This window comes from Flexibacter flexilis DSM 6793, assembly GCF_900112255.1.
Classification (GTDB): domain Bacteria; phylum Bacteroidota; class Bacteroidia; order Cytophagales; family Flexibacteraceae; genus Flexibacter; species Flexibacter flexilis.
In genome coordinates, this window is the sequence record NZ_FOLE01000013.1 from 27,048 (window position 1) to 48,279 (window position 21,232).

Genomic DNA, 21,232 nt, shown 5'->3' on the forward strand with positions numbered 1-21,232 from the left:
TTAACACTGCCTAATCTATGACTCATTGCTATAAAATACTGCCTTAGTTTATACTAAAAAATCAATTGAATTTTTGCAACTAAACATTATATGTGATTTGAGGATATTTATTCTTTTCTCACCTGTTTGATGTATAAATCTTTTGCAAAAAACTCAAAGGGATTGCTTTTATTTATTGCTATTTTGGTTATAGCTGGGTGTTCTTATCAGAAATCTAGTATCACTGATGTAGAAACAACTACAAAAAAAGAGATTGTCTTAGGAGATATTGGTTGGGCTGGTCTTGCTCCTCTTTATGTCGCAAAAGAAAAAGGTCTATTTTGACCAAGTATTAGTGTTAAAATTGTAAAAATAGGTGGTATAGGTGACGCAAGGTTAGCTATGAAAGCCTGAAATATTGATATATACCAATGAACATATGATATGTATTTAAATACTGATGGTCAAGAAGCTCCTGGTATTGGTTTTATGCTCGGAGACGAGTCAAATGGAGCAGATGGATTATTGGTTAAAAATGGAGTCAAATCTTTGGCTGATTTAAGTGGTAAAACTATTGCCTTAGAAAAAGAAACACCGGCATACATTCTCCTCAAATACGCTGCAAAACAAAATAATATTGATTTCAAAACACTTAAAATTAAGTATATGCCAGCCGCAGATGCAGCCACTGCCTTTATTGCAGGTCAGGTTGATGCTGCTTGAACATATGAGCCATATATTACTAATTCACTCAATATAATATCAGGCGCAAAATTACTATATAGTTCAAAAGATTTTCCTGGTCTATTTCCTGCAATCTACTTTGCAAAAAGTGAACTTTTCTCTGGGACAAATACTAATTATCTAAAAGATTTCCTTCAATGATGGGTAGCGTCACTAGATTATATAAATAATAACCCTACTGAGTCATATGAAATTATGTCAAAAGCTTTTGAGATGCCTACTGGCGATATGCTGGACTTAAAAAAGGTCATTATATGGCATACTCTATCTGACAATAAAGACATGTTCAATAAAAACTATACTAGTAATGTATGGACTATGTACAATACTGTTGCAGATCTTATGAAAACAAATGGAGACAGCATTGCACCTAACAAATCTGTTGATGCATTGACTAATTCTATCTTAGATATGATTCCTTAGATTAATAATTATTCTTGTATATTTATGATTATATCCTACATTTGTATAAAATATGAAAAAACACTAATGCCGTTAATAAGTATTGGCTTTGCTATACTTTTGTGGCTTGTTTTAGGAATGAGTGGTGAGCACTCATTCTTTTTCCCTTCATTTCAAAAGTTGTTTGATACCGCATTGACCATGTTTTGAGAAGGCTGATTTATGGTAGATGTCATATACTCATTTACTAGGGTTTTTATTGCATTTACTATTTCACTTACTCTTGCCTTTGTTGTTGGAGGTATATTTTATACATTTCCTTATATACAAAAACTACTAACCCCTTACATTACATTCATGAGATATATACCAATAGAGGGGATATTACCACTAATTTTACTTTCTTTATGATTAGGAGAAAGTGCAAAAATTGGGCTACTTATTATAGGTACTTTTTTCCCTCTTTTAGGTACGATCATGAATGGACTTCATCATATTCCTTGAGAATTACAAGACCTTATAACGATTTTACACTTCTGAAAAACTAAAAGAATACTTATGTACTTCCGTTATATTTTACCGCAAGTATATGATAATGTTCGCGTACTCATAGGTCTGTGTCGATGATATGTTGTTTTAGCTGAAATGATCGCAGCAGAGCATGGTATTGGTTATAATATACGAATGGCTCAAAAGTATGCAAATATCCCAAAAGTGTATATTTCTATTTTGACTATTTGAACTCTTTGATTTCTGGTAGACTATTTGATGAAACTATCGAGAAAACATATATTCCCTTACCTGTATAAGTAACATGGCAAACTATAAAATAGTTGTAGAAGGCGTAAGTAAGCACTTCAAAAACACCAAGGTCTTTTCGGACATATCTTTTAACATTAAAAAGGGGGAAATATTTTGTATTCTTGGTCGTAGTGGTTGCGGTAAGACAACCTTATTAAGAATGTTTTCAGGACTAGATACAAACTATCACGGAGATATACTCATTAATTGATTGAATCCAAAAACCTATCTCAAAGAAAACAATATTGGATTTATTACTCAAAAATATAGCAATTTCCCGCGAATGACTGTTTCTGAAAATATTATTCAAGGCACGCATTCAATAGATAAAGATAAACTAGACGCACTACTAACACACTTTGATATGTATAACCAAAAAGATAAATATCCTGACCAACTGTCATGAGGAATGAACCAAAAGGTAGCAATTATGAGAGCAATTATGCAAAATGCTGACATTATTTGTGCAGATGAACCATTTTGATCTCTTGATTTTGTTAATAGAACCAATGCTCAGCGTTACTTTCGTAACATCATCCATGAAAACCATAAAACTTCTATTGTCGTGACACACGATATAGACGAAGCATTAACAATTGCAGATACTATTTGTGTTATGTCTCATAAAGGAATGTCTATTATCTCTAACCCACTAGCCTGATACGATATATCCTGAGAAATAAGCGACGATAATACTCATATGCTACTTGCTAGTAAGATGGAGATTATCAAAATGTTCTAACTCAATATTTTCTCACAAAAAAATCTCTCATTTCGAGAGTTTTTTGTAAGAAAATTGTTGTTGTATGTCTGTATAATAGCATATTTTTGAAAAAATGTAGTTAAGCAAATGTTAAACCACTTTTGAAAGCCGAAATGTTTGCATAGTTACAGTGTAAGAGCCTTACTTGAATTAACTTTTGTTGGCGGTATTTGTGATTATCATAATAACTAAAAACGCATTCGCATTTCAAGTATTCTTCTTGTAATCCTTTGATAGTCTAAGATTAATGTTTGCCTAAGTAATAAATCTTTCCAAAAATCGCGTGAGTAGTGGTTTTAGATTTTTTAGCGAATTGCGAGAATAATGTCCATGTTCACCCATGACTTGCCAAAATGCTCTGCCGAAAGTATTATCCGCATACACTTTCTCTATCTTATCTAGCAAGCAACATATTAACCCATGATTTAACTCGCGATTGTTTTATATCCGTAGTTTTATCATAACAATTCTCAACACAAGCAATACTTTGGGCTATATTGCTTGTGTAGTCCTGTATCTACTAATAGCTCAATTTTGCAACCCAATCCCTCTATAAAGACAATAATACATGGTTTTTCATTTGCAAGGAAAATCACGATATACATACTCAACCATTTTTGCATATGTAAAAGATGCCTTGTACTATCGCTTTTAATTGCTATTTGCATTTTCTTCGAAAACAGCTTTCTTAATAGCTGCGAATTTATCTTGTACACAATCATCAATAAGTATTTCAAAAACTTCTTTGAACTTGCCTGGATGATTTGAAAATTCTTTATTTTTAAATTTTGAATAAAATGCTTCAACTGTCTGACTATGATATAACAAATAATCATTCTCTTCATCGATTTCAAACTCAGGATTTTTAAAATCAAGATGAATATATACCTGATCGTTAAGTATCTGTTGGATTGGCTGATCTATAGAAATATTCAGTAGGTCGGCAACCCTTCTTTTTGCATTTCCTTCTCCTCTGCCAAAACAGACACCTGCTGAATCTCTGTTTGTTGAAATAAATATTTTACTCATACCTTATTTGGTTTACGTGATGACATAATAATTTGATGTAAATAATATTTGCTTCTGAAATCTATAACTGAAGCAAGTAAAGGTGAAAGATTTACAAAATGAATATTAGGTGGGAGATTCTTTATCTTTCCTCTACCTGATGTTACAATTATATTTGACAATGACGAATAATGATTTAGCCATTTGTGAACAGCAGTTTCTTTATTTTGCGCCTTATTAAAAAAGCGTTCAATAATACTGTAATGAATAACCAAATAATTTTCCATTGATAGAAAGGGTATTATAAAATTTTCTATTTCCTTCTTTACTATATCCATATTATTTGCCCCCAGATCAATTGTCTTTTCAGGAACAAAAATTCTGCTATGATGATAATATTCGGCAAAACTATGCCCTTCATAAAATAAATTATTTGCAGCATACTGAACCCTTTCATCAAGAATAATTATATTTGTCTTAGCAGCTTCTGTGATTGAGAAATAAAGTTCAGGATAAAGCAACTTATCATTTATCTCATCCTTAATACATGATTGATACTTAGTTAAGGGTGACGTTGATGTACCCGCGGTAAATTTAAAAAATGATGGTAATTTTTGCTGACCGTTACTCGATAGGGCTTCAATGTAGTTATTGTTACATTTGTCGTTAAACCATTTTTCAAAGAATTTTTTTTGGCATTCTGACAATGTATTTTTACCGTGATTTAAAATATGTATTTCCTGACTTTCGGAGTTTTCAGGAACTGCTGTACTTATACATAAATCATAGCAGTTCACTTGTTTGGCCCACTGTTCCCAAAAAAGTTTCATTACATTTTCTGCACTTGAGGGAAAACCTTCTAAGGATTTAATTTCCATTATTCGCTTTGGAAGTAGTGTCTTATATTTTGCTACTTTTATTGCGGTATCGTTAATATCAATTACTGTTTCGGTTTCGTTTATCAAGTTTTTTGTGTTATCATCTTCATACACCAAAAATTGGTGATTGAATACTTTACCTTTTTTTATTTCCTTTTGAAAATCTTCAAAAGATAGCTGTTGAAAGCCATTATTCTCAAACTCAGACGAAAGCTGATAATCGCCGATTAAAAGTACCTCAGTGGGTTTAAGTACAAAAAAACGATACCCTAAATAAAATCTTTCTGCTTCATTTTCCTGTTGTGTTTTGGCTTTAATCTTGAGAGCTTTTAGAATATTAAAATTGTCTTTGCTGTTAAATATATTTTCATTGTACTCTATATTATAATCATCATCTTCTAAATTAGAAACATCTAAATGTCTTAAATAGCAAGCAGATGCCTCCATTTCAATTAAACCTAAACTGGAGGAGCGAAGCGTATTGTCATCCTTTTTTAAAATGCTGTCATTAAGCTTTTTATTTTGATTATAAACTAAATAGTCTATAGTAGATATTTGAGCTTGGTTGTCGGTTTGGGTTTTATCATAGTACTCATCTTTCTCTTCTTTTGAAAGTTTATCTGCACTGCCTGATACAACAACATTATCATAAATATTTACTTCATAAAGCAAATTAGCTTGATGAAGTAAATGTTCTTTGAATCCATTTGTGTTTATAGGTTTTAACTCAATGGTAAATATTATGCTATTATTGTTTGGGTTATCAACGTTTATTTTATCGCTATGCTTAGCAGTATTACGAATGACGTTCTCTATGATATTATAAAATGCTTGACAACCCAAAATATCATTGGGCATTGCTACAACTGGGTCTATTTCAAATTCGTTTTCACTCCTCTTTATTCGAGAATCAATATTAATTGAATAATGAAAATCTGATAAACCAGAAATGTTTTCTAAAAGTAATCGTACATCATCTAAATCTGATAGCACTTCCGAATGCAATCGTTTATTTACACGCATTGCAGGAATACCAAAGGTAATATCAGATAGATAGTCCATTCGACATTTGATGTAGTTGTTAAATTTAGAAAGCTGGTCTAATATATTTTCATTTTTTAGCACTTTATTAGTATAAATGCTGTCATAACTTTTAAAGTCTTCCAATCTTAATTGAGAAATATCTCCTGTTAGTTTATTTAGTACATGGCTTCCAATATTGTGACTTGAGTTACGAGCCATCACTTGGGAAATAGCGGCTTTTGTAGAAGGAATAATAAGCTCTTTCTTAAGAACATTCTTTAGGTAATCCTCTTGAATAATTTTCTCTGCAAATATCTTTACAATTTCTTTTGTTAGTTGAAATCCATCAGCAGAATCATTATCTTCATCAAACACACCATCTTGAAGTAATAAGTAGCGAGTTTTAATATACAAAACCAACAATAAAGGAGAATAGATTTCCAATTCAACGCCGTTCACACATGAGGTTTTTAGGATAGGTTTATTTTTTTCGGTATATAGTGGAAACACAAAAAGATCATGAAAGATAACTTCTTGATTTTCGCTGTCGAAAATTAAAAGTGAAGCTTCTATATCGAATCTCGATATATGCTTTAATATTTTAAATTTCTCTTCTTTCAAATTAAAAGAACCATCAATACTCTCTTGAATAAATTCATTAATCAAACCATCAACTATTCCTTCAAAGAGTTTATATGTCTGCTCCTTCCATTTATCATTCTTAACATTTTCATTTACTATGGAGTATATCTTAGTTCTTTGTTCTATTTCACATGCTTTATTCCAGTTTTCTAAAGGAATATGCAATTTTTCATGTAATTTATTTTGGCCAATTTTTTGTTCAATACTCAAGGCAAATTTTATCAAATAAGTAAAAACGAGATGTTCTTTATCTTTTTTATAATAACTACTTAAACTCGTCTTATTTAAATAACAATAGGCAAATTGATAGAATATAATTTCGTCAAATAATACAACATAATAGTCCGTTTTTTCCCTGATTTGACAGGGAATAAAGCAGTTGAGGCATTTATCTGAAATTAGTTCAGTTGTTTCATTTCCTTTTCGTTGAATAGGCAGATGTTGGTATAATTTGGGTGCTTCTTTTATTGATTTAAATTTTGCCTGAGAATTAGTAAACAATTTCGACACCAGATTGGTATATGTATTACTACCTTTATCACTACAGTAGAAATATGGAATATAAGGTGCTTGAAATTCATTAGTCCTATCGTTGTGTAATACATTAGGAATATCTAAGAAATATTTCATTTCCTGACTGTATGGATCATACTCAGAAAAATATCCATATATTACACCCAAATCTTTTAAAGTGTTTTCAAACAAAATTTGCCATTTTGTTTTGCCATTTTCATCACGATTTTGATCAGCCCAAATTTCAACTATTTGAAGTTCTTTACAAACACCTAAAAAGATGTTTGTAAACTTTAATTTAAGATCATTGCTTGCTTTTTGTACATCGTTGCACATTATAATATAGACATCATTTGATTATAAACTTCTTTGAATAATAAGGAGCTTGTAAAGCTATCATCTCTATCGGAGCTATTGGCTAGATTAGTAACATTTATTTGTTTTGATATAACAGTTGGTGGTGGGGAGAAAGCAATTATTCTATCTGATAAAACAATTGTTTCTTCATAATCATGGCTAATAAAAATAGCTGTTACTTCGTTTTTTTTTATATAGTTACGCAACTTCAAAAGCAATTTATGTCGTATTGTCTTTTCAATCCCTACCATTGCTTCATCAAAGCAAAGTATGTCTGATTTTATTGCCAATCCTCTTGCTAAAGCAGTTCGTCTGGACATACCGCCAGAAAGCATACTTGGTAACTTTTGAGAGTGATTTGACATATTAACCAACTCTAATACCTCAGCTGATGAAAGTGAGGTATTAGCAGTATTTTTTGACCAAATTTCAATATTTTCTTTTACTGAAAGCCAAGGTAGTAGGTCATTATCTTGTGGTACATAAGAAATTGGTGATTTAAATTCTGCGGCTTCTACCCCTCCAATAGTAACACTGCCACTTTTTGGAGTATTAATTCCTAAAACCAGTTTCATTATAGAACTTTTTCCACAACCCGAAGGCCCGAAAAAAGTAACTATCTCACCCTTGTTTATTGACAAGTTGAATGATTCAACTATTACATTGTTGCCAAATGCAAGGTCAATATCATTAAACTTTATTTGTTCCATGGAAATAGTTTTTTTCTCATTAAAACCAATGACCTGTCGGTAAGAATACCAATCAAGCCGATTACAATGATGTAAGCAAATATTTTGTCTGTTGCTAAGTATCGCTGTGCTCTAATCATGGCATAGCCAATGCCGTATTCAGCTCCAACAATTTCAGCTACTATTAAATATGTCCATGCCCAGCCCAAACAAATTCTTGAATTGTCTAAGATGCTTGGGGCACTTCCTTTAGCAATTACATTCTCAATGTATTTTAGCTTCGACCATTTTAATGCAAAATTGAAAGATGAATATTTTTTTTCTATTGCAGTCGCTGAATCGTAAAACATAGGAATCATTTGAGCAAATGTTCCTAATACAATAATAATGATTTTACTCATATCCTCAATGCCAAACCACAAAATTATGATTGGGATAAAAACTGGAACTGGCAGGTAGCGAAAGAACTCAATAAAATAAAAAATAGTATCTTTAAGTTTGTTATTTAACAAAGAAGCAAAAGAAATAGGATAGGCTATTAAAAATGAAATTAAAAAGCCTACAAAAACTCTATACCAACTGCTTAAAAGATCCTGCCAAAACTCTACTTGCTGCAACATACTCCAAAGAGAAAAAAGAGTATGTTGTGGGCTTGGCAGAAAGATTGTTTTTACTCCATAAATATTTGAGAAAAAACACCAAACCCCTACTAATATAATTAGCAGGGATAGAGGATAAATTGCGTTAGAAACCTTCATTCTATTTTTGTATGAGGCTGGTATTGACCATGCTTTCCGTATTTAAATCTTTATTAATAAATCCATTCTCTTTCCAGAACACATTAATATTTGAAAGTAAGTCAAATAAATTATTTGGAGTTGTCTTGTCAATTAGTTTTTTATTCAAATCTTTTGTTTGAATATCTACTACCGAAAGAATATCTCTCACATCTTGAATCTTCATCCCCATGCCTTCCGAAATTATTTTTTGAGATTCTTCTTTATGAGAATAGTAGTAGTCTGCACTTTTGAACCATGCTCTTAAAAATTTTTCATAATGCTCTTTGTTAACCCCCATAACTTTATCTCTGTTGATAATCAAAAGCCCAGGAATAAGAGTTGGATACTTCTTGGTATCGATCAAAACATGTAATCCTTTTTCTTTTCCAGCTTGTGAAAGCCAAGGCTCGTAAGTTACAGCTGCATCCACTTGTCTTGCGATAATTGCATTACCTGCAATTTGAGGATCTGCAACTGGTTTGAAATGCACACTTTTTAAATCAATATTATTTGCTTTCAAAATATATCTTAAAAAGAAATCGCTGGGAGATGCTTCTGCGTAAGCAATTGTTTTCCCTTTTAACTGTTGTAGGTCAGTTATAGAATCACTTGAAACTAATCCGTCACCTCCATCTGACTCGTCAGTAATTCCAATGACTTGTGCAGGGAAACCAGTTTCATTATAAATCAATAACTGGTCAAGTGTGCTGGCTACATCCACATCAATCTGCCCTGAAATCAATGATGCTCTTTTGGTATCAAAGTTTTCAATTTTCTTAATATCAATCTCAACTCCTTCTTCCTTGAAGAAACCCATTTTGTCGCCTATGTAAACCATTCCACCACCAGGCCAAGAATGTACTCCAACTGTAATCTTGTTGGTTGATGTTTTCTGCATTTTGAAATAAGCAACTGTCCCTCCAATAACCACAAATGCTGCGATTAGAATTACGATATATTTTTTCATTTTTAATTATTTAGATATAATTTAACTGCTTTTGAGAATTGATAAAACCTTTTGTTGCATTTCATTTGAATTATCAAGTTTAAATTTGCTTAATGCTACATGGATGTCGGTTTTGTTTCCTATTGCCTTTAATCCCAAAATATAAATCCATTTTTTTGAATTGGGAAATTTTTTATCATAAAATCTCTTTTCAGAGAAACTTACAAGGTTTGCTGAACCCCCTGCGAACTTGGTGTAATCCAATTTCCATTTTTCCCAATTATCAGTTACAAACTCAAATATTTCTTTGTGCATTTTTTCTGTAAGTTGGCTATTGTTAAGCAATGGCCACATCAAGAAATATCTTCTTTCATAATCATCAGTATTATTCCAAAATGTAATGAGATACTTTTTAATTAATTCAAGGTGTAGCACTCTATTTACTAAGTTTAGCCCTAAATAGCATAGATTTATGTCCTCAGATTTAATCAAAGAAATAATCACTTCCACATCTGAATCAATTACTTGTTCTCTCAAATAGTCAACTAATGGAAAGCTATTCATATCATCTAACATTGAATTAGAGAATGAAGATTTATTCCTAACATCATTAAGAATTTTTTCTGCCAAATAATTTAGAGTATCTGTTTCCATTTTTAATCAGCTATTTACCATAACATTATCTCTTATTACTATTAAAGAACCATTAGGGTCGGGAACTACATTGACTTCAATTTTTTTAGGCTCAATGGTGGTATATTTCCCCCTGTTATTATACCAGCACTTTTGAAATTCGTCCATGAAATCGGGGCCACTTTTGAGATTGCTGATTGTTACCCATCTCCACAATTCATTGAAGTCAGTTTCAATGTAAACATTCATTGCGTAATCAAGTAATTCATTGAACTCATTACCTGCTCTTAAAAATGCAAACTTTGCATAACGAAAAGCTTCAATTTCAAATTGAAGAAAGTCTTCTTTATAATTGCCTCCGAATTTGTTTCTATATTCTGTCAAAATAAAATTCAAATCAAGCGGCTTTGGATAATTAAGAAAGTCTGTAATCTTTTTATACTTCTCGTGTTCCATCCTTTGCACTAAATGACCGTAAATGTGTCCGATACTTAAATAAATGCTTAGAAAGTCAATATTTCTTGGGTTTACACAGATGTTGTTTCCTTGTAACTCTGCAACAGGAAGGTATCTCCAATTTTGACCTTCGTTACGTTCCCATTGTTTTTCTTCGTCATACACCCTGTCAGTGAATGTTACATGGATGTTTCGTTCTTTCAAGTAGCTAATCACATTCCGCAACATATCCAATTTGTCTTCTATGGTAAGCCCTAATTCCTTCTCATATTCAAAAACTGGTGTGAATTTGAGTTCATAGAATTCAGGGATATTAAGTGGATTATATCCGAGCGTACTGTTTTTCTCTATTAAGTCATATGTTAAACATAAATAATTTTTCATTATCATTTAATTTATTAGTTTGAATTTGTTACTATATAATTAAGGAATAGGAACATCTATAAAATTAGTGAAAGTTGCTTTAATGCAAAATAATAGTGATAGTAAAACGGCCTACGGCCTATCCCAATCCAGCTAAAGCTGGGGGCTTTTACTCCGCCATTGGCGGAATTTTTCATCGTTCTTCTATACATTCTTTCATTAACTTCTCACACAGTACAGATGAAGTATCATCTTACTCGCTTTCAAGACAACTATTTTCGATAAAACTTTTTGATGTATTACTTATGTTCTTCCATATCTCAGGGTTTCTTTGAAGTAGCTCATTTTATTTTTGTACCACATCAGGAAAATGTCATGGTTGTAACAGAATGGATATATATACATGATATCTTTCCATTCAAATTCTTATCACCTTCACAAATATCCTTGATCATTTCTTCAAGCAACGGTTCTAATTTCTTATGTATCCATCTCTTTCTGTACTTCGTCACCCGAACCAAATGATATCTACAATCATATACTGTATCTCATCAACTTCTAATAGTATGGCATTACGCTTCTTTTACAGACTTGATCCTTCTCATATTAAGGACTAAGTCTTTCTTGTCCAGCTGAAGCTGGGGGCACCCATCCCACGATGTGGAAATAAAATTATGATGAATCATTATTAACCTTTTCAAAAATAATAAATAAATTAGAATTATCCTTAAATATAGTTTCACCTTTAAAGTTAAATTCGTATAGACTTGCGGGTGATGTTTGTGCTTACTAATAATATATTTATATAAAATATTATTGTAAAGGCTAAAACTGGGTACTAATTTAGTAAAAAAAGAGAGCTTAATCTAAATATTTGTTCTTATTTTTATTTACTTATTGTATATCAATTTGGTGCTTGAGCAGATACTGATAGGGAACTAATACCAGCATGTGCCCTCTTTAAAAATTATAAAAATGTCTAAACTGCTGCAATATTTTTCGTGCCTGCCGCAAATAATTCATTTCAAACCACTGAAAAACAATACTTTCCATGACGGGATGATAGGCTTCAATATACAGATGCTGTGGCGTAGGTTTGATAAATTCTTGTTTGGCTTGCTTCTGGCGGAAATACTTTTATACTCCATGTAGAACTAAATTGGCTGACATTGGAACTTTTGACATAAATCTTTTTTTGAAAAAGTACTTGTAACACCAAGAATCACGACCTCTTTACTTAGTGTTACAAGTACAATATTGACCAAATTTTATTTTAAATTTATATTCAGTCCTGTCAAGAACTGCATTCTCGCTGATTAGTAATATATTTTATTTAAAAACCCTGATAGTAAAAGGGAACTCAGGTTTAGAAAATCAAGTCTTTAGCCCAAGTACAGGGGCACGCTTGAAACTAATTGCGTACTCGCTTCGGATTATTTCACTCTGTTCTCCTAATTTATAAACCGAGTGCTTGCCCATTTTAAAACCTAATTCATCCAGAAGATAAATATATGATTTATAGTAATCATAGTCCAAAAAGTGCTTGGCAAACAAGACTTGTAATTTATCGAGCAAATCTTGAACTGTTTTTGGCCACTATTGCAGTCAGAACTACTCACATGGCCGCGGCATAAGGAATGTAAGAATATTTTTGTATGAATTATTTAGCTTCTTTCTTTTATATCACTACCCGCACCTACCTCAGAGAAATCCCCAACCTATCTTATTGGACAAATTGGGGAGGATATGTTGTTTAGTATTCTTCTGGTGTGAGGATAGTAAAATGGTGATATTCTAAGTTGCCCATTAACTTATTTTCCTGTAAACAACTGCGAGGTGTAGCATCTATCACCCATATTTTTTGCTGACTTTCGGGCTGATAAAATACCTGCAAATAATCTATACCACCTTGCGCTTTGGCCAAGTCTTGCAACTCTGCTATGATGCTTTGTAGTGCTTGTGGATTGAGTAATGCTTGTGCTCAAGGAGTGACAAAGGGTGTGCCATCAAAGAAGAAATCGCCAGTGGCTAATTCAGGTGTTTTTCTGGTTCGTGTGTTGTTCATGGAAAGATAGATTGAAGGAGTAAAACGTAGCTATTTAAGAGCTACGGCCTGCTGTCAATCGCCAGCCCTCAAGGTCAAAGACCTATCGATGCGGGGAAGAACCGATTTTTGGGCAAGGTCTCCTCGAAGCCCAAAAACGAGTTCGATACCAGTGTAGGATATGGTCTTGACGGCGAGTAAGGCGCAGCGATTATACTCAAGGCAGTGCGATAAGAACTTCTTGTTTTGTACCATATACTAATCTTTGGCTATTCTTCCTTTATTCATATTCAATAATTCTTACCTATTCCCCAATCCTTAACGTATTAACCCCTGTCGGGCAGATGAATGCGATGTTAGTAAAGCCCTCAGCCAAGAGGAATGTGATGAAAGAAAGGCCGCGCCAACGACTCACCTTCCCACAAGAAAAAAAACTAAAAAGATAAAGATAAACAAAAAAAAGCCCCGAACGCGGAGGGAACGGAGAGCCGCCGCAACGTAAGCCTCCTTATTGGCTGGAGTGAGGAGGAACGTAGAGAGGGAGAAGTGAGGGGAATTGAATGTAATAAGTGGTGTAAAATATTGTTTATAAGTGTATTGTGTGCTGTTTGGGGTAACCTTTAAGATGTATCAAAAATGTACTCATAAATGTAACTAAAAAGGTAGGGTAAATGTAGCGTAAATGTAATATTACGTTCCATAGAGCCTTAGTAACTCATTTGTCCAGTGGGTGAAGTTCTCCAACATTTTGGTATTGAAAATAAGCGGCTTTGGGCTGTGTTGTGGTGTGGCAAATGTTCCAAACTTTTCTACCCAATAAGCATAGTTGGCCAGTTGTTCAGCGGAAGCGGCACAAGGGAACAAAAAGAAAATATCCTTGTCTTGTGCTAAAGCCTTATTCTTGGGATTTTGCAAAATGTCAGTGAGCCTTTCCATCGAAATACGGTTTCGTTTATAGAGTGTTTGGGCTCGTTGCACCCGTTCACTGACCGATAATTTTGCCTTTAAAATCATACGGACATAGGCACGTGCTGCCTCACTTTCTCCTCATAATTCATGGTCAGGCGCAGGTTCTGCATGGGGCATTTTCTCCATGACCATCACTTTTAAAATATCTTTTAATAACTGTTGTTGTTGGGCTTGGTTGGGGCAATATTGTAGCTCAGGCAGGAAAGATTCCTGCACCTGATAGGCAAAACCTCGTTTGCGTTTTGCTACCATTTCGGGATTATTTTCCTCTGGCCACTGCTTGGCCAAAAGGGCAAAGGTGTCCTTGGCCTTCGCCGCATTTTGCAACACCTTGTCCAAAGACGGCAAGCCAATATCATAAGTTTTGGGGCTGCGTTCTCGACCATTTTTGCTACGTTGATAGGGTTCAAATACAACTTTTCCGTCAAGCTGAATCTTGAGCGTAAAATCCGTATCAAAAAACTTTCCTGTTGCCCAAAGGCTGACTTCTTGGGACATTCGCAAGGTTAGCGGCTCGGTCTCAATCCCTGTATTGGTGGCTATCAAAGGGGCTACGAGAGGTTGCAAGGCTTTTCGATAAAAGTCTTGTGTAAAATCCTTTATTGCCTGATAAATAGTATATTGTGCCATAAAGTAAGGTGCCTGAAAAGGATAAAGAATTAACTAACAGGGGCAAGAGCATCAAGTTTGGCATCAAGTTCTTGGTCTAAATCCTGTTGTTTTTGAGCCTCATAAAAGGCTTGTACTTTGGGCGGTCGGAAGTAATAATCATGCTCCGTAATGGGTACATTGCTGCTAACTTTTTGCAATCGCTCGTGATAATGGGTTACATCTTCGTTTCTAAGAGTCAGTTTTCCGTTCATCAAATGGCCAGTGGCGAACATTTCCATAAACTCAGTTTGTGCGCCTAATTGGGTGCTTGCCAGCGTTGGTACTTTGTAAGAGTCTGCGGGTCAGGCTACCACATCTTGTTTGAAATCGCCCTGCAAACGTGTAAAATACTTGGAAAACAAAGGGTCTTTTACTGCCCTTTTTTTATTCAAATCACTTTCTTTGAGTTGTTTGAGTTGGTCTTGTGCTTCTGCAATTTTAGTGCGACTCCTGACACTCAAAAGCGGATTGGCAAACACACGCATATAATCAATTGCAGCCCTTTCTTCGGGTATACTTCCCGTCAAAACCTGTGGATTTTCGCGGTCTCGGTGTTTGAGTTGATTTCCAAAATCATAATTGGCCGCTACCTTTTCCACTTGAATTTGCTTCTGAACAAACTCGTTTAACACACTGGCATTAAACGTGGGCAATTGTTGAGTAAGTTCTTGGGTTTTTTGTCGGTATAAGTCTTGATAAAGCGTTTGGGCAAGTGCGACAATATCTTCGGGTTTAGATAATTCTTTGTTTTTAATCTCTTGCTGAAGGGATTGACTGTATTGTTTATTAAAATCTTTAGATTGTATAATTTGCTGAAATTCATTGAGTTTGGGGGTGGCATAAGGCAATGGACGATAGCCTGAAGTTAAAGTTCCAGTCAAGTCATCGTATTGTAATAAATCGGGAAACATCGCTGCTCCATCAGGCTTAAACACTAAAGAACTTTGTATAGAATCGAACTGCAAAGGGATTTCGACTTGTCCGTTTGGGTCTGCCTGAAGATTTTTAAGGACAAATGCGCTGCTGTGATTGAGTTGAGCATTATTGCGCATTCCGTCGGCAATGGTACGAACAAACCCCGCCGTTGGCAACACATTGAGTATTTGGTGCATACTGCCTTTAATCGCGTCAAGGGTTTCTGGGTCTAACAGTGGTTTTTGGTCTTGGGTTTGGGCTTCTTTTAAAGAATCTAATTGTTGATTAAATGCCTCTTGATGAGTACTTTGTGTGGGGATATGGGTATTTTGTTGCAAAGCGGCAACCATGGCGGCAGGCTGCTGCAATAGGTCGGTGGCCGATGCGCTGTTGCTGAGTTTTCTGGCAGTTTCTCTGGCGAGTGCATCGGGCTTTTTCAGTTCAATTTTGGGCAAAGTATAAGCCTGAGCCAACTGATTATAACTTTGCGAAAGGGAGTGAATACTTTCTCGGTTTTGTGCCATAAAATCAGCCACTTCAGGTTGTTCTTGTTGTGTTTGCAACTGTTGCAACAAATAAGAGGCTTTGAGTATAAGCATTTGTTTGTCAGGACTATCTTTGAATGTTTCCGTGATTTGTGGGAATTGGGTTTGCGCTGTTGTGAGGTCAAAATCAGCTAAAAGATTAGCCATCATTGGCTGACTTGATAATTGGTTCAGTTGGTCGGCTATTTCTGCCAAAGCAGCATCTCTAAGGGCAAGATTTTCTGCGTTTTGTGCTTTATTTTGTGCGTCTTGCCTGTCATTTTCACTGATTACCTGTTTTTCTGCGGATATTTCATTTTGATTGTTTATTTCTCTTTTGTCATTTTCATATTGCAAGAGCAAGGAACTTTTAATAGCTGCCCCCAAATCGGATTGTGCATCAGGCAAAGGGCTTGGTAAAAAATGGGCAGCAATAACGGCTTGTAAGGTTTTGAACATAGCCGTTTGGTTCAAATCAGGAATTTTATCCGCGTCTAAAAATTGTAATAATGCTTGCGCTTGTTGTTTTTCGCTGGGGTCTGCAAACTGCTCTTGAAGGTTTTGACTGACCAAAATATCAGTCTTTGGCAGATGCTGTTCTAGACTGTCTTGCGGAATAATTCAGGTTTCTAATCCCATTACGATATTGGCAGTAAGTGAAACATTATCAGTATATTGACCGCTTGGTAGAATACAAAATAAGGAGATGGCTAACAAGCACATCTCCTTGACATTTACGGTGTTTGGTTTCTGGTGAGAATATTTTATTTGTTTACTTTTGTAAGTTGGGCAGCAATACCTTGGGCAATTTTTGCTTGCTTTGCAGACAATTCAGCTTGTTGAGCGGACTTCTCCGCTTGTTTGGCAGATTCTTCGGATTTTTGCTTGGTAAGAGCGAGTTCTTTAGCAGACTTTTCTGCTTTCGCTTTTGAAGCGGCAATCAAGCTGTCGAGTTTGGCGATTACGATGTTTTTAGGAGGGTTTGTACCTGCTGCAAGAGCAGTGTTATCTCCCTTGATGGGAGAATTAGAAGCAGTAACGGGGGCGGCCGTGTGGTTTTGGGTTTGACCCAAAGCCTCATTGCCCATCAGAGCAAGGACAGCCAACGGAATAATGAAATAAGTTTTCATTTTTTTGTGAAGTTGATAAATTGAGTATGAACCAAGTAATGCAAATACATTCAACTTCCTTTTGAATTATTTGCAATGTTTATAATGATTTTTGATAAAATATCAAGTGCAAATTGCAAAAAAGTAGTGATTATCAACTATCAAAACCTTGTAAGATACAAGGTGCGAACTTGTATTTTACAAGGTTTGTTTTTATGAAAAAAAACGATTATTTTTAAGTCAAAATATCATCAAAACTATGCAGAAAGTAGGCGAAAGAATCAGAAAGTTACGCGAACTTCGTAATTATACACAAGAATATATTGCAGATAAATTAGAAATCAGTCAGCAACAGTATTCTAATATAGAAAAGGGATTATTTGACATTTCCTTAAAGAAATTATATAAAATTTCTGAAGTTTTGGAAGTTTCTCCTGCTACTATTTTGGAATTTGACGCACAAGTTATTTTCAATAACTATGCAGAGAAATCTCATCAAAATAATAAACCTATTTACTATTCAATTGATGAAAAAATAGAAAATCTTTATAAAGATAAAATTAAATTGCTTGAAGAAAAGATATTGTGGTTAGAAAAGCAAAATAAGGGACAATAAAAGAAACCCAATGGTTACTCGGTCGGATATTTTGGCGATTACCTATCGAGTATCGCAGCTTCCTGATAGCGATGCTGCCACTACTTTGCCCATTGGGCAAACCATTCCTGCGGAGTTTTTTGAAGTTATCCAAACTGCTTTTCTGTTGCATACCCAAAGCATTGATAAACAGTTATCTAATAAGAATATCAGCACCACAAAACGCTATCAGCTGCTTGCATACAGGGGTTTTAATTATCAAGAATTTTTGACATTATGGGATAAATCTATTCCTGTGGAAAACACCAAACTTCACCCTATTTTTGAGGTTTTGATGTTGGCTACACAAGCCCAACGAAAAGCGTTTATCTCTTCTTATCAACCTGATGAAATTTCCTACATTCAAGCACTTATTCAGCTCCATTCGCCGATTATTCCCCTCTTTTTTTATCCTTTGCCTGCTCGTTTGTTAGTAGGCAATTTAATGAAACATACCTATATTTCTGGACAAAGTGGTTCGGGTAAATCCGAAATAATGAAGCTGATTTGGTACGGATTACAAACAAAAAGCAGCGGAAAAGAAAACGGAAAATATAGTTTGGTTTTTATTGACCCACACGGTGATATTTCTCGTGAATTATTGGCACTACATTTGAATTTAGAAGAAAAAGAAAGGCTTATTTTTTTTGACCCTTTTTTGAGTAATGATAAATTTCCTGTATTAAATCCCTTAGAAACCAATAATAAAAGTCTTTCTTTTGTCGATACTTTGGCGCAAAGTATTAGTAGTGCTTTACAGGAACTTTGGCCTTCTGCCGAAATGACTTTGCAAATGCAAACGCTTTTAATTCCTTGCATTGCAACTCTTTTATTAGACGAAAATAGAAGCCTGAAAGACCTACAAAATTTCATGCAAAATGACCCTGCTTTGTTGGCCTTAGGCAAACAAAGTCCCTTTCCCGCGCATCGCCAATTCTTTGAAACGGCCTTTTTGAACAAAAGTTATGAGCATACCAAAGCAGGGATTTATACCAGAATCCAATCTTTGCTCAATAACGCGGGATTTTATCGCGCTACCACAGGCCGCAGTACGGTTCATCTGGAAAAAGCCATCAATGAAGGGAAAATAATCATTGTGCGTTTTACCAAAGACAAGGGCGAGGAGGCCAGTCGTGCTTTCAATAAACTGCTGATTGCCAGACTTCAAAGCATTGTGCTGAGTAGATCCGACCAAGTCAAAGAACAGAGAAAATCGTGTTTTCTATTCATTGATGAGTTCCAAAATTACCTGAGTCCGAGTATTGGGCTGATTTTGGAAGAAAGCAGAAAGTTTGGGTTGCATTTAGTGATTGCCAACCAAAATTTAGGACAAATCAGTGATACCAGACTTTTGCGCACCATTTTATCCAACACGTTTACCAAGATAGTGGGGGCAAACGGATTTAAGGATTTAAAGGATTTTTCTGCTGAAATTGGGGTGAAAGTAACGCAGTTACAGCAATTGCCGCCATACAAATTTTATTGTAAGTCAGGTACTAACCCCGCTTTTGTGTTTGACCCTGCGGCCTTTTTGGTCGGTCATCAACCACCGTTCTTTTTGGACAAAAAACAGACGACTCAACTCAAAGAATACTTGGTTCATCAATCGGGGCAATACCAAAAACAAGAAGAAGTGGAGCGTTCCAAGGCAGCTGCGCCAAACACGCCTCCCAAGAAAAAATTAGAACCTAAATACAAATTTTAGTTGCTGTTTAACTCATGGAAATTAAAGCCTCTCAACAAACGATTTTGGAATTTTTGGCTCAATGCAAGTTTTTGACTGTCTCGCAAATGATGGCTTTGGGAATCAAAAAGGACAGAGCCAACCTGAACCGCGAACTCAAAGCCATGCGCCATTGGAACAAACCGCCGATAGCACACAAAAACTTTGGGGCAGACCCAGTGGCAGGCAAATTGGAGTCGGTGCATTACCTGACGGCTGCGGGTGAAAAACTATTGCAGGAACATACGGATATAGTTCAAATCAGAAGGCCGATGGGAGACAGCACCCTTTTTTACAAGGACTATAAACACCGCAAGCATACCATTGATATTCAGGTATCTTTGCTTCAGCAGCAGTTGCAAGGCAAAGGCAATTTGCTGTTGTTCGATACTTATTTTGACCAAGAGGGCAACAACAGAACGCAGGCTAATGCCCGCAGTAAGACCAAGTTGGTACTTTCGGACAACTCATTTTTGATTGCCGATGCGGTAATTGTTTGGGATAATAATACTGATTATCAGGTATATGCCTTAGAAATGTATAATGGAAAAGATACGGGAAGAGTGGAAAGGGCTTTGTGGCAACACGCTCAGGCTTTATCGGAGGGGGTGTTGGTGGATTTGCTCCTACCGCGTTTTCCGCACATTAAAGGTTACCAAATTTTGTGCGTATTTGAACATGCCAGTTGCCAACAAGCCACTTGGGAAAGACTCTCCCAAAATCCAGCATATGAAAATCTAAGAGGCTATTTTTTAGCCAAAAGCCTTCAAGAAATTCAAGCCAATGGTTTTTTCGGGAACTGGCAGTCTTTTTAGTGCAATTGTCCCCCGTCTCCCAAACTAACATATTCGAGGGTGCGGCCTTCGATTCTGGGAATTTGTAGCGTAAAATGGGGTCGGTCGGTGGCGCGTACCATTAACCATTGTTCTGAAATGGATTCAATGAGCATGAGATAAGGTTTGGCTTCTCAGGCGACTTTCACCAACAGAAAAGTTCCGATAGAGAGGTGTTTTTGCTTGGCGGCCATAATGGGGCAACAACAATAAAAGCGGGTCATGAATACCCAAGCCGCCAAGCCCTTTTCTCTCTTTTCACAGAAAAAAAGTATCCATGCCCGCTTTTACTTTCTGTAAAAACGACGCGGAGAAAAGGTTGGCGGAATAATTGTTTATGCTTATTTCAGGTGCGTTTTGCAATAGAAAAATTGCTCACCTGAAAACAGGGAGCAATTAGGATTTTAACTGAGTTCTTCCACCGTGATAATGGTGTGATGTTTGTTGCTACGGTGCCACTGTCCCGAACGGCTCAAATCCGAACCGTAGATTTCCTCGCGGCTGTTGCTGTCTTTGACTACAACGCGTAAACGGCCATTTTTAAAATACAAGGTGTCCGTTTTGAGGCCGCGTTCTGCACTTACTTTTGCAAATACGGCTTTGATGATATTGGCCACATCTTCGATAGGAATCTTTTTGAATACCTCGCGGCTGATGTGCATATCTCCATCAAAATCATAATGGAAATACTGTTCTTCCTGTTGCCAAGTGTTAGGGGTTGGATTGTCCTGCAACTCTTCGGACACAGGTGTTTGCACCGATTCTTCGGCATTGGGAAGGTTCGTAGCTGCTACGCCCTCTTCCTCGTCTTTTCTTTTTGTCATGGATTTTAATTGATTGATGAGAAGCGAATG

Annotated in this window: 23 protein-coding genes and 1 pseudogene; 8 read left to right on the forward strand and 16 right to left on the reverse strand. The window is 35.4% G+C overall.

Translation table 11 applies throughout. The features are described from left to right. Nucleotides 1-129 precede the first annotated feature (129 nt). From BM090_RS16665 to BM090_RS18935, 5 genes are all read left to right on the forward strand, one after another. Nucleotides 130-324: a hypothetical protein gene (locus BM090_RS16665; protein WP_091516260.1), complete on the forward strand. Its 195-nt coding sequence runs from the start codon at nucleotides 130-132 to the stop codon at nucleotides 322-324. 99 nt (nucleotides 325-423) lie between these two features. Then, complete coding sequence (locus tag BM090_RS16670) at nucleotides 424-702, forward strand: ABC transporter substrate-binding protein (protein WP_091516263.1); 279 nt, start codon at nucleotides 424-426, stop codon at nucleotides 700-702. Nucleotides 703-918: 216 nt separating this feature from the next. Continuing rightward, on the forward strand, nucleotides 919-1,146 hold the full coding sequence (locus tag BM090_RS16675) for a hypothetical protein (protein WP_091516267.1): 228 nt from the start codon (nucleotides 919-921) through the stop codon (nucleotides 1,144-1,146). A gap of 793 nt (nucleotides 1,147-1,939) precedes the next feature. Continuing rightward, nucleotides 1,940-2,137: an ATP-binding cassette domain-containing protein gene (locus BM090_RS18930; RefSeq protein ID WP_091516270.1), complete on the forward strand. Its 198-nt coding sequence runs from the start codon at nucleotides 1,940-1,942 to the stop codon at nucleotides 2,135-2,137. Nucleotides 2,138-2,335: 198 nt separating this feature from the next. Continuing rightward, nucleotides 2,336-2,410 (forward strand): hypothetical protein, encoded by a 75-nt coding sequence (locus tag BM090_RS18935; protein ID WP_394333483.1) that lies wholly within the window; start codon nucleotides 2,336-2,338, stop codon nucleotides 2,408-2,410. Between the two features lie 930 nt (nucleotides 2,411-3,340). Here BM090_RS18935 and BM090_RS16690 read toward each other — a convergent pair. From BM090_RS16690 to BM090_RS16760, 14 genes and pseudogenes are all read right to left on the reverse strand, one after another. After that, the gene (locus tag BM090_RS16690; protein ID WP_091516276.1) at nucleotides 3,341-3,718 is read right to left on the reverse strand and encodes a hypothetical protein; all 378 of its coding nucleotides are present in this window, start codon (nucleotides 3,716-3,718) and stop codon (nucleotides 3,341-3,343) included. Next, the gene (locus BM090_RS16695; protein WP_091516279.1) at nucleotides 3,715-7,089 is read right to left on the reverse strand and encodes a hypothetical protein; all 3,375 of its coding nucleotides are present in this window, start codon (nucleotides 7,087-7,089) and stop codon (nucleotides 3,715-3,717) included. The genes BM090_RS16690 and BM090_RS16695 overlap by 4 nt, the downstream gene beginning before the upstream one ends. Beyond that, the gene (locus tag BM090_RS16700) at nucleotides 7,089-7,820 is read right to left on the reverse strand and encodes an ATP-binding cassette domain-containing protein (protein ID WP_091516282.1); all 732 of its coding nucleotides are present in this window, start codon (nucleotides 7,818-7,820) and stop codon (nucleotides 7,089-7,091) included. The genes BM090_RS16695 and BM090_RS16700 overlap by 1 nt, the downstream gene beginning before the upstream one ends. Then, nucleotides 7,808-8,557: an ABC transporter permease gene (locus BM090_RS16705; protein ID WP_091516286.1), complete on the reverse strand. Its 750-nt coding sequence runs from the start codon at nucleotides 8,555-8,557 to the stop codon at nucleotides 7,808-7,810. Before BM090_RS16705 ends, BM090_RS16700 begins: the two co-directional genes overlap by 13 nt. A 1-nt stretch (nucleotide 8,558) precedes the next feature. Then, a complete protein-coding gene (locus tag BM090_RS16710; RefSeq protein ID WP_091516290.1) occupies nucleotides 8,559-9,545 on the reverse strand; it encodes an ABC transporter substrate-binding protein in 987 nt (328 codons plus the stop codon). A gap of 21 nt (nucleotides 9,546-9,566) precedes the next feature. Continuing rightward, nucleotides 9,567-10,178, reverse strand: a complete 612-nt coding sequence (locus tag BM090_RS16715) for a hypothetical protein (RefSeq protein ID WP_091516295.1) — start codon at nucleotides 10,176-10,178, stop codon at nucleotides 9,567-9,569. Nucleotides 10,179-10,184: 6 nt separating this feature from the next. Then, nucleotides 10,185-10,997, reverse strand: coding sequence for a hypothetical protein (locus tag BM090_RS16720; RefSeq protein ID WP_143084017.1), 813 nt, complete (start codon nucleotides 10,995-10,997; stop codon nucleotides 10,185-10,187). A 341-nt stretch (nucleotides 10,998-11,338) separates the two neighbouring features. Further along, nucleotides 11,339-11,509: pseudogene (locus tag BM090_RS18940) on the reverse strand (transposase); the annotation flags it as partial. A 1,220-nt stretch (nucleotides 11,510-12,729) separates the two neighbouring features. Then, complete coding sequence (locus tag BM090_RS16735; protein ID WP_091516305.1) at nucleotides 12,730-12,909, reverse strand: hypothetical protein; 180 nt, start codon at nucleotides 12,907-12,909, stop codon at nucleotides 12,730-12,732. A gap of 801 nt (nucleotides 12,910-13,710) precedes the next feature. Next, complete coding sequence (locus tag BM090_RS16740) at nucleotides 13,711-13,956, reverse strand: hypothetical protein (protein WP_143084018.1); 246 nt, start codon at nucleotides 13,954-13,956, stop codon at nucleotides 13,711-13,713. Between the two features lie 111 nt (nucleotides 13,957-14,067). After that, on the reverse strand, nucleotides 14,068-14,619 hold the full coding sequence (locus BM090_RS16745) for a hypothetical protein (protein ID WP_091516312.1): 552 nt from the start codon (nucleotides 14,617-14,619) through the stop codon (nucleotides 14,068-14,070). A gap of 29 nt (nucleotides 14,620-14,648) precedes the next feature. Further along, on the reverse strand, nucleotides 14,649-14,879 hold the full coding sequence (locus tag BM090_RS16750; protein ID WP_143084019.1) for a hypothetical protein: 231 nt from the start codon (nucleotides 14,877-14,879) through the stop codon (nucleotides 14,649-14,651). 63 nt (nucleotides 14,880-14,942) lie between these two features. Beyond that, nucleotides 14,943-16,652, reverse strand: a complete 1,710-nt coding sequence (locus tag BM090_RS16755; protein WP_091516319.1) for a hypothetical protein — start codon at nucleotides 16,650-16,652, stop codon at nucleotides 14,943-14,945. Nucleotides 16,653-16,843: 191 nt separating this feature from the next. Further along, nucleotides 16,844-17,209 carry a hypothetical protein gene (locus tag BM090_RS16760; RefSeq protein ID WP_091516322.1) on the reverse strand — a complete coding sequence of 122 codons (366 nt, stop codon included), beginning with the start codon at nucleotides 17,207-17,209 and terminating at the stop codon, nucleotides 16,844-16,846. A gap of 238 nt (nucleotides 17,210-17,447) precedes the next feature. Between BM090_RS16760 and BM090_RS16765 the strand changes: the two genes are divergently transcribed. The 3 genes from BM090_RS16765 to BM090_RS16775 are packed head-to-tail and all read left to right on the forward strand — an operon-like array spanning nucleotide 17,448 to nucleotide 20,360. Beyond that, complete coding sequence (locus BM090_RS16765; protein WP_091516326.1) at nucleotides 17,448-17,804, forward strand: helix-turn-helix domain-containing protein; 357 nt, start codon at nucleotides 17,448-17,450, stop codon at nucleotides 17,802-17,804. 10 nt (nucleotides 17,805-17,814) lie between these two features. After that, a complete protein-coding gene (locus tag BM090_RS16770; protein ID WP_091516328.1) occupies nucleotides 17,815-19,527 on the forward strand; it encodes a type IV secretory system conjugative DNA transfer family protein in 1,713 nt (570 codons plus the stop codon). A gap of 14 nt (nucleotides 19,528-19,541) precedes the next feature. After that, nucleotides 19,542-20,360 carry a replication-relaxation family protein gene (locus tag BM090_RS16775; protein ID WP_091516332.1) on the forward strand — a complete coding sequence of 273 codons (819 nt, stop codon included), beginning with the start codon at nucleotides 19,542-19,544 and terminating at the stop codon, nucleotides 20,358-20,360. On the opposite strand, the gene BM090_RS18515 is transcribed toward BM090_RS16775, so the two are convergent. Both BM090_RS18515 and BM090_RS16780 read right to left on the reverse strand, forming a co-directional pair. Further along, entirely contained in the window at nucleotides 20,357-20,494 is a 138-nt protein-coding gene (locus tag BM090_RS18515; protein WP_177199992.1) for a hypothetical protein, read from the reverse strand. The two genes, BM090_RS16775 and BM090_RS18515, sit on opposite strands and share 4 nt — an antisense overlap. 288 nt (nucleotides 20,495-20,782) lie before the next feature. Then, nucleotides 20,783-21,202 carry a hypothetical protein gene (locus BM090_RS16780; protein WP_091516336.1) on the reverse strand — a complete coding sequence of 140 codons (420 nt, stop codon included), beginning with the start codon at nucleotides 21,200-21,202 and terminating at the stop codon, nucleotides 20,783-20,785. Between the last annotated feature and the right edge of the window lie 30 nt (nucleotides 21,203-21,232).